Origin of the sequence: Kytococcus schroeteri, from assembly GCF_042433515.1 — a bacterium.
Classification (GTDB): Bacteria; Actinomycetota; Actinomycetes; order Actinomycetales; family Dermatophilaceae; genus Kytococcus; species Kytococcus schroeteri.
Genome location: NZ_JBHLVH010000004.1, coordinates 213,640 through 227,593 on the forward strand (window position 1 = coordinate 213,640; position 13,954 = coordinate 227,593).

At 75.3% G+C, this 13,954-nt stretch carries 12 protein-coding genes; 1 reads left to right on the top strand and 11 read right to left on the bottom strand.

Translation table 11 applies throughout. The features are described from left to right. Positions 1-99 precede the first annotated feature (99 nt). The 3 genes from mnmA to ACFFHC_RS02795 all read right to left on the bottom strand — a co-directional run bounded on the left by mnmA (position 100) and on the right by ACFFHC_RS02795 (position 4,102). Positions 100-1,272 carry a tRNA 2-thiouridine(34) synthase MnmA gene (gene mnmA / locus ACFFHC_RS02785; RefSeq protein WP_070704980.1) on the bottom strand — a complete coding sequence of 391 codons (1,173 nt, stop codon included), beginning with the start codon at positions 1,270-1,272 and terminating at the stop codon, positions 100-102. A gap of 76 nt (positions 1,273-1,348) precedes the next feature. Next, positions 1,349-2,725: an HNH endonuclease signature motif containing protein gene (locus ACFFHC_RS02790; protein WP_238138206.1), complete on the bottom strand. Its 1,377-nt coding sequence runs from the start codon at positions 2,723-2,725 to the stop codon at positions 1,349-1,351. Between the two features lie 180 nt (positions 2,726-2,905). After that, positions 2,906-4,102, bottom strand: coding sequence for a cysteine desulfurase family protein (locus tag ACFFHC_RS02795; protein ID WP_141494524.1), 1,197 nt, complete (start codon positions 4,100-4,102; stop codon positions 2,906-2,908). 109 nt (positions 4,103-4,211) lie between these two features. Here ACFFHC_RS02795 and ACFFHC_RS02800 point away from each other — a divergent pair, with 109 nt between their 5' ends. After that, the gene (locus ACFFHC_RS02800) at positions 4,212-5,819 is read left to right on the top strand and encodes a catalase (protein WP_101849873.1); all 1,608 of its coding nucleotides are present in this window, start codon (positions 4,212-4,214) and stop codon (positions 5,817-5,819) included. A 75-nt stretch (positions 5,820-5,894) separates the two neighbouring features. Here ACFFHC_RS02800 and hisIE read toward each other — a convergent pair whose 3' ends face one another. The 8 genes from hisIE to ACFFHC_RS02840 all read right to left on the bottom strand — a co-directional run bounded on the left by hisIE (position 5,895) and on the right by ACFFHC_RS02840 (position 13,807). Beyond that, complete coding sequence (hisIE, locus tag ACFFHC_RS02805; RefSeq protein ID WP_070703894.1) at positions 5,895-6,509, bottom strand: bifunctional phosphoribosyl-AMP cyclohydrolase/phosphoribosyl-ATP diphosphatase HisIE; 615 nt, start codon at positions 6,507-6,509, stop codon at positions 5,895-5,897. Then, positions 6,506-8,131 carry an imidazole glycerol phosphate synthase subunit HisF gene (gene hisF / locus ACFFHC_RS02810; RefSeq protein ID WP_379802827.1) on the bottom strand — a complete coding sequence of 542 codons (1,626 nt, stop codon included), beginning with the start codon at positions 8,129-8,131 and terminating at the stop codon, positions 6,506-6,508. Before hisF ends, hisIE begins: the two co-directional genes overlap by 4 nt. Next, positions 8,128-8,811 (bottom strand): imidazole glycerol phosphate synthase subunit HisH, encoded by a 684-nt coding sequence (gene hisH, locus ACFFHC_RS02815; RefSeq protein WP_238138207.1) that lies wholly within the window; start codon positions 8,809-8,811, stop codon positions 8,128-8,130. Before hisH ends, hisF begins: the two co-directional genes overlap by 4 nt. Next, positions 8,808-9,887: a bifunctional histidinol-phosphatase/imidazoleglycerol-phosphate dehydratase HisB gene (gene hisB / locus ACFFHC_RS02820; protein ID WP_379802832.1), complete on the bottom strand. Its 1,080-nt coding sequence runs from the start codon at positions 9,885-9,887 to the stop codon at positions 8,808-8,810. The genes hisH and hisB overlap by 4 nt, the downstream gene beginning before the upstream one ends. Further along, positions 9,884-11,182, bottom strand: a complete 1,299-nt coding sequence (locus ACFFHC_RS02825) for an aminotransferase class I/II-fold pyridoxal phosphate-dependent enzyme (RefSeq protein WP_101849875.1) — start codon at positions 11,180-11,182, stop codon at positions 9,884-9,886. The genes hisB and ACFFHC_RS02825 overlap by 4 nt, the downstream gene beginning before the upstream one ends. Continuing rightward, entirely contained in the window at positions 11,179-12,498 is a 1,320-nt protein-coding gene (gene hisD, locus ACFFHC_RS02830) for a histidinol dehydrogenase (protein WP_379802838.1), read from the bottom strand. The genes ACFFHC_RS02825 and hisD overlap by 4 nt, the downstream gene beginning before the upstream one ends. Next, positions 12,498-13,415, bottom strand: a complete 918-nt coding sequence (hisG, locus tag ACFFHC_RS02835; protein ID WP_379802841.1) for an ATP phosphoribosyltransferase — start codon at positions 13,413-13,415, stop codon at positions 12,498-12,500. The genes hisD and hisG overlap by 1 nt, the downstream gene beginning before the upstream one ends. Before the next feature lie 74 nt (positions 13,416-13,489). Continuing rightward, positions 13,490-13,807 carry a YerC/YecD family TrpR-related protein gene (locus ACFFHC_RS02840; RefSeq protein WP_379802846.1) on the bottom strand — a complete coding sequence of 106 codons (318 nt, stop codon included), beginning with the start codon at positions 13,805-13,807 and terminating at the stop codon, positions 13,490-13,492. Positions 13,808-13,954: the final 147 nt, after the last annotated feature.

Genomic DNA, 13,954 nt, shown 5'->3' on the forward strand with positions numbered 1-13,954 from the left:
CGCGGAATCCGCCGGTGGGCGGTCTGGCTGCGTCAACGTCCACGGGCGGGGGGTCGTGTTCCCCGCGCGTCGGCGCGGGCCACCACGAGGACGCCGGGGTCAGGGAGCGGGTTGGGGCTCGCGGGTGCGATCGGTGGCCGCGATGGTCCCCGAGCCCACCACCCGCGTGCCGTCGTAGAGCACCACCGACTGCCCCGGCGCCACCCCGCGGACCTCCTCGTCAAGCACCACCGTGAGGAAGGACCCGGTCCCGACAGTCAGGGTGGCCGGGTACTCGGCCCCGTGCGCCCGGACCTGCGCGCCCAGGCGCAGCACCTCCCCCGGCTCCGGCGCCGCCCCGCACCAGCGCACGTGGTCGGCGCGGAGCACGTCCACCCCGAGCATCTCCCGGGGGCCGACCACCACCTGGTTGCTGGCCGGGTCGGTGCGCAGGACGTAGCGGGGCGCCCCGTCGGCGGCCGGGACGCGGAGCGCCAGGCCCTTGCGCTGCCCGACCGTGAACCCGTGCGCCCCGGCGTGCCGCCCCAGGACGGTGCCCTCCACGTCGACGACGTCGCCCGGCCGCTCCCCCAGCCGACGGTTCAGGTAGGCCCGGGTGTCGCCGTCGGCGATGAAGCAGATGTCGTGGCTGTCGGGCTTGCGCGCCACGGAGAACCCACGCTCGGCGGCCTCGGCACGCACCTGCTCCTTGGTGCTGTCGCCGAGCGGGAAGAACGAGCGGGAGAGCTGCTCGGCATCGAGCACCCCCAGGACGTAGCTCTGGTCCTTGGCCGGGTCGACCGCCCGGTGGAGCTCGCGGACCGTCCGAGCCTCCTCGATCGGGCGCACCCCGTCCCGGCCCTCCGCGGGCTGCACAGGGGCCTGCCCCGGTGCCCGCTCGACGATGCGCGCGTAGTGCCCCGTGGCCACGGCGTCGAAGCCGAGGGCCACCGCGCGGTCGAGCAGGGCCGCGAACTTGATGGACTCGTTGCACCGCAGACAGGGGTTGGGCGTCCGGCCCGCCTCGTACTCGGCGACGAAGTCCTCGATGACGTCGCGCCGGAAGCGTTCGGCCATGTCCCAGACGTAGAACGGGATGCCGAGCCGGTCGGCCACGCGCCGCGCGTCGCCCGCGTCCTCCAGGGTGCAGCAGCCACGGGCGCTCTCCCGCAGCGTCTGCGCCGACTGGTTGAGCGCCAGGTGGACCCCGACCACGTCATGGCCCGCCTCGAGCATGCGGGCTGCGGCCACCGCCGAGTCGACCCCACCGCTCATGGCCGCGACCACCCGCAGCCGCCGACCGGATGCCGGTAGGGCGGTGGGCTGGGCGGGAGTGGAGATCTGCGGGCTCGTCATGGGGCTGCCCAGTCTACGGAGGGTCGTCCCACTCCCAGGTGCCGTCGACCAGTCGGGCCGAGAGCCCGTCCCGGTGCACCACGTCGTGGTGGCGACCGCAGAGCAGGGCCATGTTCGACACCCCGGTCGCCCCTCCGTCGGCCCAGTGGACGACGTGATGGGCCTCGCACCACCCCGGCGGCCGCGTGCAGCCCGGGAAGGTGCACCCGCCGTCGCGCTTCGTCATGTGGGCCCGCTGAGGGCCCGTCGCCAGGCGGCGGACTCGCCCCACCTCCAGGGGCGCCCCGTTGGTGCCGAGCACCATCGGGATGACGGCGGCGTCGCACGCAGCCCGCCGCAGCTGCGTGGCGGTGAGCACGTCCCCGTGCGTGGTGGTGCCGAAGGTCGCCTCTCCCCCGTCGTGCAGGTCACCGATCCCCCGACCCCAGCCCTGACGGCGCGACCCTGCCTGGGCGAGCGCCTGCCGCAGCCCGTCGGCGGTCATCGTCACCACCAGGGTGGTGGATCCCGACAGCCCGCACCCGTTGGCGGACTGGGTCCGATCGGCCGCTTGGGCGCGGCGCACGAGCTCCATGAGTACATCGGCGCGCCGGTGCCCGGGCGTGCGCGTGTCCCGGACCGGTGTCCCGTCGGGCCCCTTGGCGGAGCGCGGGGCGGACAGCCCGTGGACGGCCGCACGCAAACGGGCGGCGTCGGGCTGGTTGAGGTCGAGCTGGAAGCGCACGAGCCCGGTGGGCAGCTCCCGCTCGGTGAGACTGCTGCACCGCCGGGCGCGCTCGTCGAGGTCGTCGAGGCGGTCCTCGCCGTAGCGGGCCATGATCTCGCGCGTCAGCCGGCGCAGCGTGCGGCGCGAGGCGTCCTTGGACGAGGCGACGGTCAGGTAGTGCCCCAGCACCTCCGACCGGTCGGCACCCGGCAGCAGCGGCATCACCTTCTCGGACTCCTTGAGCGCCACCGCCGCGTGGTCGACGGCCACACCTCCGCCCCACACCGCCTCGGTCAGCGACTCGGTCCCCGGTTCGAGTGAGGCCTCGGCCACACGGGCCAGGGTGTGCGCCCGCCCGGGCTCGGTCACCCCGCCCTGGCGGCGCATCCAGTCGGTGGTGGACGCCGCCCGCGAGTCCCGGACGACCCCGCGGCCGACCGCCTCGGCCGCCACGCCCGCCATGGCGGCCTGCGCGGCACGGGTCAGGTCCTCGAGCGCCTCGAGCACGGTGCCCAACTCGTCGGAGCCGAGCTGCCACATCCGGTGCCGCCAGGCGACGAGCTGCGGGGCGAGCACGCGGACGTCCTCGAGCAGGTCGAGGCTGCGCGGCCCCCCGTGCGTCCGCCGGACGGCCTCCCGCTCGGGCGCAGCCGGGGCCTGTGCCCTGCCGTGGTCGAGGTCCATGCGCCACCCCCTCGGTGCTCCCTGCGATGCCTCGTGTCGTTCCCCGTCGACGCACCCACCCTACTACAGGTGTTCGATTCCATGCAACACCTGTAGTACATCTGTGGATGGGCACCCACCGGTCTCCGCTCGGTCCCGCCGTGTCCCTCGGCCCCGGCACGCGGCCGCTGCCGCGCCCCCTCAGACCTGCCCGGCCACCCGGGCCCGCTCCACCACCCCCGGCAGCGCGGCCGCGGCGCGGTCCACCTCCTCGACCGTCGTCGACCACCCCCAGGAAAAGCGGATGCCGGAGGCGGCCTCGTCGGCGCCGCGCCCCATCGCGGCCAGGGTCGCGCTCGGCTGGCTCGTGCCCGCCGCGCAGGCCGACCCGCCCGAGGCGGCCACCCCCGCGTCGTCGAGGAGGAAGAGCAGGTCCTGGCTGCGACAGCCCGCGAAGGTCACGTGCGAGACGTGCGGCAGCCGCGGCGACCCCGCTCCCGTCACCCGGGCCGCGGCCACCGCCGCCAGCTGCGCCTCGAACCGCTCCTGCAACCCCCGCAGCCGGGCCTGCTCGGCCGCGCCGTCGGCCAGCGCCGCGCGCAGCGCCGCGGCCAGCCCCACCACCAGTGCCACCGGCACCGTACCCGACCGGATGCGCCGCTCCTGCCCACCGCCGTGGTTGACCGGCCGCAGCCCCACGCCCCGCCGCGCCACGAGCAGCCCCACACCCTGCGGACCACCCACCTTGTGCGCCGCCATCGAGAGCAGGTGCACGCCACTGGCCGCCACGTCCACCGGGGCGTGCCCCACCACCTGCACCGCGTCGACGTGCAGCACGCCCCCATGCGCCCGCACCACCTCGGCCAGGGCCGGCACGTCCTGCAGCACCCCGGTCTCGCTGTTGCCCCACACGATGCTGACGAGCGCCGGCCGGGTGCCCGCGTCCGGCCCCGCGCCGCCCCCGCTCCCCCACGCGTCGAGCACGCCGGCCAGCGCCGCGGGCGGCACCAGGCCCCCGGCGTCCACCTCCGCCCAGCCGAGCTCGGCCCCCTCGGCCTGCACGAGACGACCCACGGCCTCGGTGACCGCCGCGTGTTCCGTGCGCGTGGTCACCACCCCGGCACCCCGGGGCAGCGCCCGGTAGCCCCCGATGACCGCGAGGTTGTCGGCCTCCGTGCCCCCGGCGGTGAAGAGCAGCTCGGCCGGCTCGGCACCCAGCAGCTCGGCGACCTCCTCGCGGGCCTCCTCCACGAGGGCCCGCACGCGCCGCCCGAAGGCGTGCGTGGCCGAGGGGTTGCCCGGCAAGCCGGCCACGCGGGCCATCGCCTCGGTGACCTCCGGGCGCTGCGGCGAGCTCGCCGCGTGGTCCAGGTAAATGGCCTCGACGGGGTGCTGCACGGTGGTCCTCCTCGACGGGGTGACGCGCCCCGCGGTGGGTCCGGGACGACGGCGGGCGGGCAGTCCGCGCTCGAGTTGCCCGCAGACCGCACAGTGCCATGCTGGGGACATGGCCACCTACGAGACCTCCCCTGCCCCCGGAGACCCCGCCGACGCCCAGGACCCGCACCCCACCTCCGCGGACACCTCGGGTTCCCTCACCGAGACCGGCGCGCCCGCCCCCTCGGACCGCCAGTCCCTCCGCGCCGGCCAGGACGGGCCGATCCTGCTGCACGACGCCCACTTCGTGAACCAGATGGCCCACTTCGACCGCGAGCGCGTGCCCGAGCGCGTGGTGCACGCCAAGGGCTCCGGCGCGTTCGGCACCTTCGAGGTGACCCGGGACGTGAGCCGCTGGACCAAGGCCGCCCTCTTCCAGCCCGGCACGCGGACCGACATGCTGGCCCGGTTCTCGACCGTGGCCGGTGAGATGGGCTCCCCGGACACCTGGCGCGACCCCCGTGGTTTCGCGCTGAAGTTCTACACCACCCAGGGCAACTACGACCTGGTGGGCAACAACACCCCGATCTTCTTCATCCGCGACGCGATGAAGTTCCCCCACTTCATCCGCTCGCAGAAGCGCATGGGTGGCAACGGCCTGCGCGACAACAACATGCAGTGGGACTTCTGGACGATGAACCCGGAGTCCGCCCACCAGGTCACCTACCTCATGGGCGACCGCGGCATCCCGCGCAGCTACCGCCACATGAACGGCTACGGCTCCCACACCTACATGTGGGTCAACGAGGCCGGCGAGAAGTTCTGGGTGAAGTACCACTTCCACTCCCAGCAGGGCGTGGAGGGCCTCACCGGCGAGGAGGCCACGCAGATCGCCGGCGAGGACGCCGACTTCCACCGCCGCGACCTGTTCGAGGCCATCGAGGCCGGCGACTTCCCGAAGTGGACCCTCTCGGTGCAGGTGATCCCCTTCGAGGAGGGCTTCTCGTACCGGACCAACATCTTCGACGTCACCAAGACGGTCTCCCACGAGGACTACCCGCTCCACGAGGTCGGCGTCATGACGCTGGACCGCAATCCGGAGAACTTCTTCGCGCAGATCGAGCAGGCGGCCTTCGAGCCGTCGGCCACCGTGCCCGGCATCGGCCTGTCCCCGGACACGATGCTGCTGGGGCGCGTCTTCTCCTACGCCGACACCCACCGCCACCGCATCGGCCCGAACTACCACCAGTTGCCCGTGAACCGGCACCGCGTGGAGGGACACACCTACTCCTACGACGGCCCGATGGCGTACGACCACTCCGGGGACGCGGCCATGTACGCCGCCAACTCGATGGGCACGCCCTACTCGGACGGCACGGGCGCGGCCGAGGACTCCTACCCCGTCTCCGGCGAGCTGGTGCGCCGTGCCGAGACCGTGCGCAGCGAGGAGGACGACAACTTCACCCAGCCCGGGATCCTGGTGCGCGAGGTGATGGACGACGCACAGCGCGACCGCTTCGTGGAGACCGTCGCCGGCCACCTGCTGGGCGGCGTGAAGGGCGACGTGCTGGAGCGCGCGTTCGACTACTGGAAGGCCGTGGACGCCGAGACCGGCGCCCGCATCGAGGCCGCGGTGAAGGCCGGGCAGGCCGAGCGCAACCCGGGCGGCCAGCCGCAGGACGCCAAGGCCGATGCCGCCGAGGGCACGACCGACGCCGACGGGGCCCGCCGGGGCTGACCCGGCACACCGCACCCTGCGACGAGGGCGCCCACCGGCTGGTCGGCCGGTGGGCGCCCTCGTGCCGTCCGCGCCTCAGCCCCGCCGGGCCCGCAGCACGTCCTCCACCTGCGCCAGGGTCACGCCGCGGTCCTGCAGCAGCACGAGCAGGTGGTACAGCAGGTCGGCGGACTCCTGCGCCAGCTCCTGCGACCCCTGGGCCACGCCGGCCAGGGCCACCTCGACGCCCTCCTCACCCACCTTCTGCGCGATGCGGCGCGTGCCCCCCTCGAACAGGGAGGTGGTGTACGAGCCCTCGGGCAGGTCCACGTGCCGCGCCGCCACCGTGCGGGCCAGCCGTCCCACCTCCGAGGCGGGAGGCTCGTCGCCGAAGCAGGAGGTGGCCCCGGTGTGGCAGGTGGGCCCGGTGGGGCGGGCCAGCACGAGCACGCTGTCGGCGTCGCAGTCCGTCCGCAGGTCCACCAGCTCCAGGGTGTTGCCGGAGGTGGCGCCCTTGACCCACGGCTCGGCACGGGAGCGCGACCAGAAGGTCACCCGGCCCGTGGTCTGCGTGGCCTCGACCGCGTCACGGTCCATCCAGCCGAGCATGAGCACCGCCAGGGTGTCGGCGTCCTGCACCACCGCGGGCACCAGGGCGCGCCCGCCGGTCTGCTCCGCCGAGAACTCCAGCACCTGCACGTCCACCGTCATCGCCGCACCTCCACGCCGGCCGCTGCCAGCCCGTCCTTGACCTGTCCGATCGTCAGCGTGCCCGAGTGGAACACACTGGCCGCCAGCACGGCGTCCACGTCGGCCCGCTGCACGGCCTCGACGAAGTGCTCCACCGCACCGGCTCCCCCGGAGGCCACGAACGGCACCGGGCACAGCTGGCGCACGGCGGCGAGCTGCTCCACGTCGTAGCCGGAACGCACCCCGTCCGAGCCCATGCAGTTGAGCACCACCTCACCGGCGCCGCGCTCGGTCACCTCCTGCACCCACTCGAGGGTGGAGCGCCCCGCGCTGCGCAGCGTGGAGGGGTCCCCGGTGTGGGAGCGGACACGCCAGGCGCCGTCCTCGTCGCGCAACGAGTCGACACCGACCACCACGCACTGCACCCCGAAGGCGTCCGCCAGCTCGTCCACGAGGCCGGGACGCTCCAGGGCGGGGGTGTTCACCGACACCTTGTCGGCGCCGGCGTGGAGCACCTCGCGGGCGTCGTCCACCGAGCGGATGCCACCGGCCACGCTGAAGGGCACGTCGAGGATGCGGGCCACGCGGGTGACCCACGAGCGGTCCACCGAACGGCCGGCCGGGCTGGCGGAGATGTCGTAGAAGACGATCTCGTCGGCGCCGGCGTCGCGGTACCGGCGGGCCAGCTCCTCGATGCCGCCGACGTCCCGGTGGTCGGCGAAACGCACGCCCTTGACCACCCGGCCGTCACGCACGTCGAGGCAGGGCACCACGCGGCGCGCCAGGCGCGTCGGGGCCGGCGCCGGGGACGCGTCCGCGGCGCCGGCCCCGACCGCGGCGGTCGCCACCGCAGGTGCCGGCGCCGGCTGCCCCGCGACCAGCGCGTCGGCGAGGTCGAGCGCACCCTCCAGCAGGGACCGCCCGAGCACCACGCCGGCGCACCCCCGCCCGCGGACGGCGGCGACGTCGGCCACCGAGCGCACTCCCCCGCTGGCCTGCACGGCCACGTCGGGCGCCAGGGCGGTGAGGTGGTCGTAGAGCGTCAGCCCGGGCCCGGTCATCGTCCCGTCGCGGCTGATGTCGGTGGCCAGCACGTGGCGCAGACCCTCGCTGCGGTACCGGGCCAGCAGGTCAGCCAGGTCCACCCCGGAGTCCCGGGTCCAGCCGCGGGTGGGCAGCTCCCAGCGCACTCCGCCCGCGCCGGGGGTCCCTGGAGCCTCCGACACGTCGTCCACGGGCCGGGCGTCCAGGGCGAGCGTGAGCCGCTCCGGCCCCCACCGCCTCAGCCACCGGGCCACCTCCTCGGGCGCGGTCATCGCCATCGAGCCGACGACGGCACGCGAGGCCCCGGAGGCGAGCACCATCTCCACGTCGGCCTCGCCGCGCACGCCCCCGCCGGTCTGCACCGACAGGCCGGTCTCCTCCACGATGCGGCGCACCAGCGGCGCCAGCGACCACCCGCCGGCGCGCGCACCGTCGAGGTCCACCAGGTGCAGCCAGCGCGCCCCGGCTGCGGCGTACGCGCGGGCCTGCTCCACCGGGTCGACCGCGTAGGAGGTCTGCCGCGCGTAGTCGCCCTGGTGCAGGCGCACCACCGCGCCGCCGCGGACGTCCAGGGCCGGGTAGCAGGTGAAGTCGTTCATCGGGGGTCCTCCTCGTCGATGCCGCAGAAGGCGGCCAGCAGCCACGACCCGAGGTCGCCGGACCGCTCGGGGTGGAACTGCATGCCGGTGACGGTGCCGCGCTGCACCACGGCCGCGAACTCGCGTCCGTGGCGGGTGAGCGCCACCGTGTCGGGGCCCACCGGGGCGGCCCACGAGTGCACGAAGTAGGCGCGCGGGTCCGCGGCCCCGCGGAGCACCCGGCGCACCGGGTCGTCGCCCGCGGCGGCCGGACCGGGCTCCAGCAGGTTCCAGCCCATGTGGGGCACCCGCACCGCACCCGGGCCCGGCTCGAGACGCTCCACGGTCCCGGGCAGCAGGCCCAGGCACTCCACCGGCGCGTCGCCCGCGCCCACGGCACGCCCGCCGGCCCCCTCGGTGGAGGCCTCGTGCAGCAACTGCATGCCCAAGCAGACGCCCAGCACCGGCTGCTCCAGCGAGCGCAGCACCTCCACCAGGCCCAGCTCCCGCAGCCGCGCCATCGCGGCCGCGGCGGCACCCACGCCCGGCAGCACCACGCGGTCGGCGCGGCGGATGCGCTCGGCGTCGCCCGTCATCGGCGCGTCGACGCCGAGCCGCTCCAGCGCGCACTGCACCGAGGTGATGTTGGCCCCGCCAGCGTCCACGAGCACCACGTCCGGCACGGTGCCCCGGCGGCTCACAGCGTCCCCTTGGTGGAGGGCAGACCCGTGCCGGTGCGCGCGATGGCCTGCCGCAGGGCCCGGGCCACGGCCTTGAAGCCCACCTCCACGCGGTGGTGGTCGTTGCCCGCCTGCACCGAGAGGTTGAGGGTGAGACCGGCGCCGTCGCACAGCGAGCGCCAGAAGTGCTCCACCATCTCGGTGGGGAGGTCGCCCACCATCTCCCGGGTGAAGGTGCAGTCGAAGACGAGGTAGGGGCGCCCGGAGAGGTCGACCGCGGCCGTGGCGAGCGACTCGTCCATGGGCAGGGTGAACCCGTACCGGCCGATGCCGGTCTTGGTGCCCAGTGCCTCGCGCAGCGCCTGCCCGATGGCGATGCCGGTGTCCTCCACGGTGTGGTGCTCGTCGATCTCCAGGTCGCCCCGGCAGTCCACCTGCAGGGCGAACCCGCCGTGCTTGCCGAGCTGGTCGAGCATGTGGTCGAAGAAGCCCAGACCGGTGCTCACCCGTGCGGGCGCCGGGTCGTCGAGGTCCACCGCCACCCGGATGCGGGTCTCGCTGGTGGCGCGCTCCACGGTGGCGCGGCGGGGGCGGTCGACGAGCTCGTGGGCGACGGCGGCCCAGGTCCACGTGCCGCCGAGCTCCTCCTCGGTGGCCAGCTGGTAGGCCGGCACGCCCAGGGCCCGCGCGAACTCCACGTCGGTCTCCCGGTCGCCCACCACGGCCGAGCGATCCCAGTCCACGGTCCGGTCCTTGAGCAGGTGGGTCACCAGCCCGGTGCCGGGCTTGCGGGTCGGGGCGTGGTCCTCGGGCAGGGAGCGGTCCACGAGCACCTCGGAGAAGTGCACCCCCTGGCTGGTGAGCACCTGCATCACCAGGCCGTGGGCGCCGTCGAAGTCCTCCTGCGGGAAGGCGTCGGTGCCCAGGCCGTCCTGGTTGCTCACCATGACCAGGCGGTAGCCGGCCTCCTGGAGGCGCAGCAGTGCGGGCACCACGCCGTCCACGAAGCGCACCTTGGCCAGGGAGTCCACCTGGTGGTCCTCGGGCTCGGCGATGATCGTGCCGTCACGGTCGACGAGCAGCAGCGGCGTGCTCACGGGGTCTCCTCGGGGGTGGTGCGGGTGGGGCGGCCGGTGGGGGGTCGGTGCGCGGGCGGGTGGGCTCCCAGTGCTCGGAGCACCCGGTCGTCCTGCTCGGGGGTGCCCAGCGTGACGCGCACGCCGTCGGCGAGGCCGGGGTGCGTGGCCAGCGCCCGGGCCACCACCCCCTGCTCCTCGAGGGCGTCGAGCACGGACCCGGGGTCGGTGCAGCGCAGGGTGACGAAGTTGGCCTCGGCCACCAGCACCGCCTCGATGCCGGAGCCCGGCCGGCCGGCCAGGTCGCGCAGCGCCGTGGTCACCCGGTCCCGCTCGGCGAGGGTGCGCCGCACGCGGTCGGCCGTGTCCTCCAGGGCCGCGGGCTCGGTGGCGGCCAGGGCGAGCTGCACCGCGGGCACGGCCAACGGGTAGGGCGCCTGCACGCGGCCCAGCAGCGCCACGAGCTCGGCACGCGCCAGCACGGCCCCGATGCGGGCACCGGCCAGGCCGTGTGCCTTGCTCAGGGTGCGCAGCACCACCACGTTCTCGTGGGTGGCCAGCAACGTGGCCGCCGAGGGGGCGTCGGTGAAGTCGGCATAGGCCTCGTCGACCACGAGCAGAGCGGGGGCCTCGTCGCGGCGCAGGCCCTCGGCGAGGCGCACCAGGTCCTCGACCGGCACGCCCTGCCCGGTCGGGTTGCCCGGTGAGGGCAGCAGCACCAGGTCGGCCTGCTGCTGCCGGGCGGTGCGCAGCACGGCGTCCACGTCCACCCGCCAGCGCTCACCGCCCCCGGGCCCCTCGGCGGGCTCCACCAGCTGCGGCACCGCGTGCACCGCGGCGCCGTGGAGGCGGGCGGTCACGGCGTACATGCCGAAGGTGGGCGGGGCCACCACCACGCCCCCGCGGGCGGCTCCCGCCGCTGGGCCGGAGGCGTCGCCGCGGGTCGCCCCGCCGGGTGCGCAGCAGGCACGGACCAGCAGGTCGATGCCCTCGTCGCTGCCCCGGGTCACGAGCAGCTCGTCGGTGGCCACCCCCCACAGCCCGGCCAGGCGCCCCCGGAGCGCGGCCGGCTGCGGGTCGGGATAGCGGCGCACGCTCGCGCCGGCATCGGCCCGGTTGGGCGTGGCGGCCTCGTTGGCGTTGAGCCACGCGAGGTCCACCGGCGCCCCCTGTTCAACCGGCACCCCCTGCTCACCCGATGCGGCGGCAGCCGGCGCCACGGCACCGGCCGGTGCGCTGGTGCGGGCGCTGGAGTAGCCGGTGAAGTCCGCGAGGTCGTCCCGCACGTAGCCCAGCGGGAAGGGTCGGCGGCTCATGCGCGCGCCTCCCCGCCCTCGGGCTCGCCGACGCGCCGGGTCACGGCCCGGGCGTGCGCCTCGAGCCCCTCGGCCCGCGCCAGCGCCACGGCCGTCCCGCCCGTGGCGCTCAACGCCCGCGAGCTGGCCTCCTGCACCGTGATGGACAGCTGGAAGCTCGACAGGTTGACCCCACCGGTCCACCGCGCCGCCCCCGAGGTGGGCAGCACGTGGTTGGTGCCCGAGCAGTAGTCGCCCAGGGACTCCGGCGTGTGGTCGCCGAGGAACACCGAGCCCGCCGCGGTCACCCCCTCGAGCAGGTCCCGCGGCTCGCGCACGGCCAGGATGAGGTGCTCCGGGGCGTAGGCGTTGGAGACCTCCACCGCCTGCTCCAGGTCACGCACCAGCACCAGCCGGGAGGCTCCCAGCGCCTCGGTCACGATGCCGGCGCGCGGCAGCTCGGCGGCCTGCCGGGAGAGCTCCGCGGCCACCTGCTCCAGCAGGTCGCGGTCGTCGGCCACGCACACCACCTGGGAGTCCGGGCCGTGCTCGGCCTGGCTCAGCAGGTCCGCGGCCACCCACACGGGGTTCGCCCCGGCATCGGCCACCACGAGCTGCTCGCTGGGGCCGGCCGGCAGGTCGATGCCGGGACCACCCTGCATGCCGGCCACCTGGCGCTTGGCCTCGGTGACGAAGGTGTTGCCCGGCCCGAAGACCTTGTCGCACGGGCCCACGGGGCCGGCACCGAAGGCCATGGCCCCCACGGCCTGGGCACCGCCCACCACGGCGATGCGGCGGACGCCCACCTCCACGCACGCGGCCACCACCAGCGGGTCGGCGCCCCCGTCGCGCGTCGGCGGGGTGCACACCACCACCTCCGGGCAGCCGGCGAGCACGGCGGGCACCCCCAGCATCAGGGCGGTGGAGGGCAGCGGCGCCGAGCCGGCGGGCACGTAGAGGCCCACGCTGCGCACCGGGCGCACCACCCGCTCGCAGCGCACGGCGTCCTCGCCCTCCTGCACCACGTACGGCCGGGCACCCCCGGGGGCGTGGAAGGCACGGATCGCCTCGGCCGCCTCCGCGATGGCCCGGCGCACCTGCGGGTCCACCTGCGCCAGGGCGTCCTCCACCTCGGCGTCGGTGAGCAGCAGGTCGTCGCGGCGCACGCCGTCGAAGCGCTCGGTGAAGGCGGCCACGGCCTCGGCGCCCCCGCGGCGCACCGCGTCGAGCACCTCGGCCACGGCGCGGCTGACCTCCTCCCCCACCTCTTGGGCGGGGCGGCGCAGCGCGGCGGCGCGCTCGGCGGCGTCCAGCGTGTTCCAGTTCAGGACGCGCATCAGACGAGCATCCCCTCGACCGGCAGCACCACGACGCCGCGTGCCCCGGCGGCCTTGACCGCCTCGAGCAGCCCCCAGGTCACCTCGCCGTGGCAGAGCACCTGAACGGCGAACAGCCCCGCGGGGGCGGTCGGGTCAGCGGGGTCGACCGTGGGCACCACGGTGGGCTCCTCGGCATCGGGCAGCAGGGCCAGCACCTCGGCGAGGCGGTCGGCGGGCACCCGCGCGGAGACCACCTTGCTGTCGGCCACCCGGCGGGCGCCGTCCAGGCGCCGCAGCAGCAGCTCGAGCAGCTCGGCCCGCGGCCCCTCCAGGCGGCGGGCCGGGCCGGCCAGCACGGCCTCGCTCTCCAGCACCACGGCCACGGGGCGCAGCGCGTTGGCGCGCAGGGTGGCGCCGGAGCTCACGAGGTCGCACACGGCATCGGCCTGGCCCAGGCTGGGCGCGATCTCCACCGACCCGCTGAGCGTCACCACCTCGGCGTCCACGCCCTGGGCGGCCAGCCAGTCCCGGGTGAGGGCCGGGTAGCTCGTGGCCACGCGCAGTCCCTGCAACTGCTGCGGGCCCTGCCAGTCCCACTCCTCGGGCACGGCGATCTGCAGGGTGCAGGGACCGAAGCCGAGCTGGCGCACCTCGTGCAGGTCGGTGCCCACACCGGTGGCCTGCTCCTCGGCCAGCACGTTGCGTCCCACGATGCCGAGGTCGGCCACGCCGTCGGTGAGCAGGCCGGGGATGTCGTCGTCGCGGACCAGCAGCAGGTCCACCGGCAGGCCCTCGCCGAAGCAGAACAGGCGGTCACGGCTCTCGCGCCAGGTCAGGCCGCAGGCGCTCAGCAGGTCTCGGGCCGGGTCGCCGAGGCGACCGGACTTCTGGATGGCGACGCGCAGGCGGTCGCGCGGGGTCTCCACGGGGGTCATGGTGCTCCTCACCCACCAGCGGTGGGATCGAGGACGCCGGGGCGTCCGAGGGGGGGCGCGGCGGACCGCGCCGGTCAGGCGGAGGCGGACCCGTCCAGATGTCGCAGGGCCGCGCGGTAGCCACCGGCCCCGTCCTCGAGGCACCGGGCCACCCGGCCGACGGTGGTCACCGAGACGCCCGTGTCCTCGTGGATGGCGCGGTAGCTGCGGCCCTCGGCCAGCTGCGGCACCACGGCCCACCGGTCGGTGAGGGCCTCCACCTCGGCGGGCGTGCACAGGTCGGTGAGCAGGGCGTCCACCTCCGCGGGGTCCTGCATCGAGGCCAGGACGGCCACGAGCTCGGCACGCACCTCGGCCACGGTGCGCGAACGTGGGGTGTCGCGTCGCTTCATGGCGTCCTCCTGGTGCGAACGGGGGTGGGCAGTGACGGGTGGTCGCGGTCGGCGCCGCGGGTCCGTCATCGAATGTATTAACACGCTAACACGCTAGGACACGGTGCGCCGAATCGGCGTCATGCCCCCTTCCCCTCCCCCGGCACA

Coding starts and splice junctions, on each gene's coding strand:
- ACFFHC_RS02790 (WP_238138206.1), bottom strand. CDS start 2,725: ATGGACCTCGACCACGGCAGGGCACAGGCCCCGGCTGCGCCCGAGCGG.
- ACFFHC_RS02800 (WP_101849873.1), top strand. CDS start 4,212: ATGGCCACCTACGAGACCTCCCCTGCCCCCGGAGACCCCGCCGACGCC.
- hisIE (WP_070703894.1), bottom strand. CDS start 6,509: ATGACGGTGGACGTGCAGGTGCTGGAGTTCTCGGCGGAGCAGACCGGC.
- hisF (WP_379802827.1), bottom strand. CDS start 8,131: ATGAACGACTTCACCTGCTACCCGGCCCTGGACGTCCGCGGCGGCGCG.
- ACFFHC_RS02825 (WP_101849875.1), bottom strand. CDS start 11,182: ATGAGCCGCCGACCCTTCCCGCTGGGCTACGTGCGGGACGACCTCGCG.
- hisD (WP_379802838.1), bottom strand. CDS start 12,498: ATGCGCGTCCTGAACTGGAACACGCTGGACGCCGCCGAGCGCGCCGCC.
- hisG (WP_379802841.1), bottom strand. CDS start 13,415: ATGACCCCCGTGGAGACCCCGCGCGACCGCCTGCGCGTCGCCATCCAG.
- ACFFHC_RS02840 (WP_379802846.1), bottom strand. CDS start 13,807: ATGAAGCGACGCGACACCCCACGTTCGCGCACCGTGGCCGAGGTGCGT.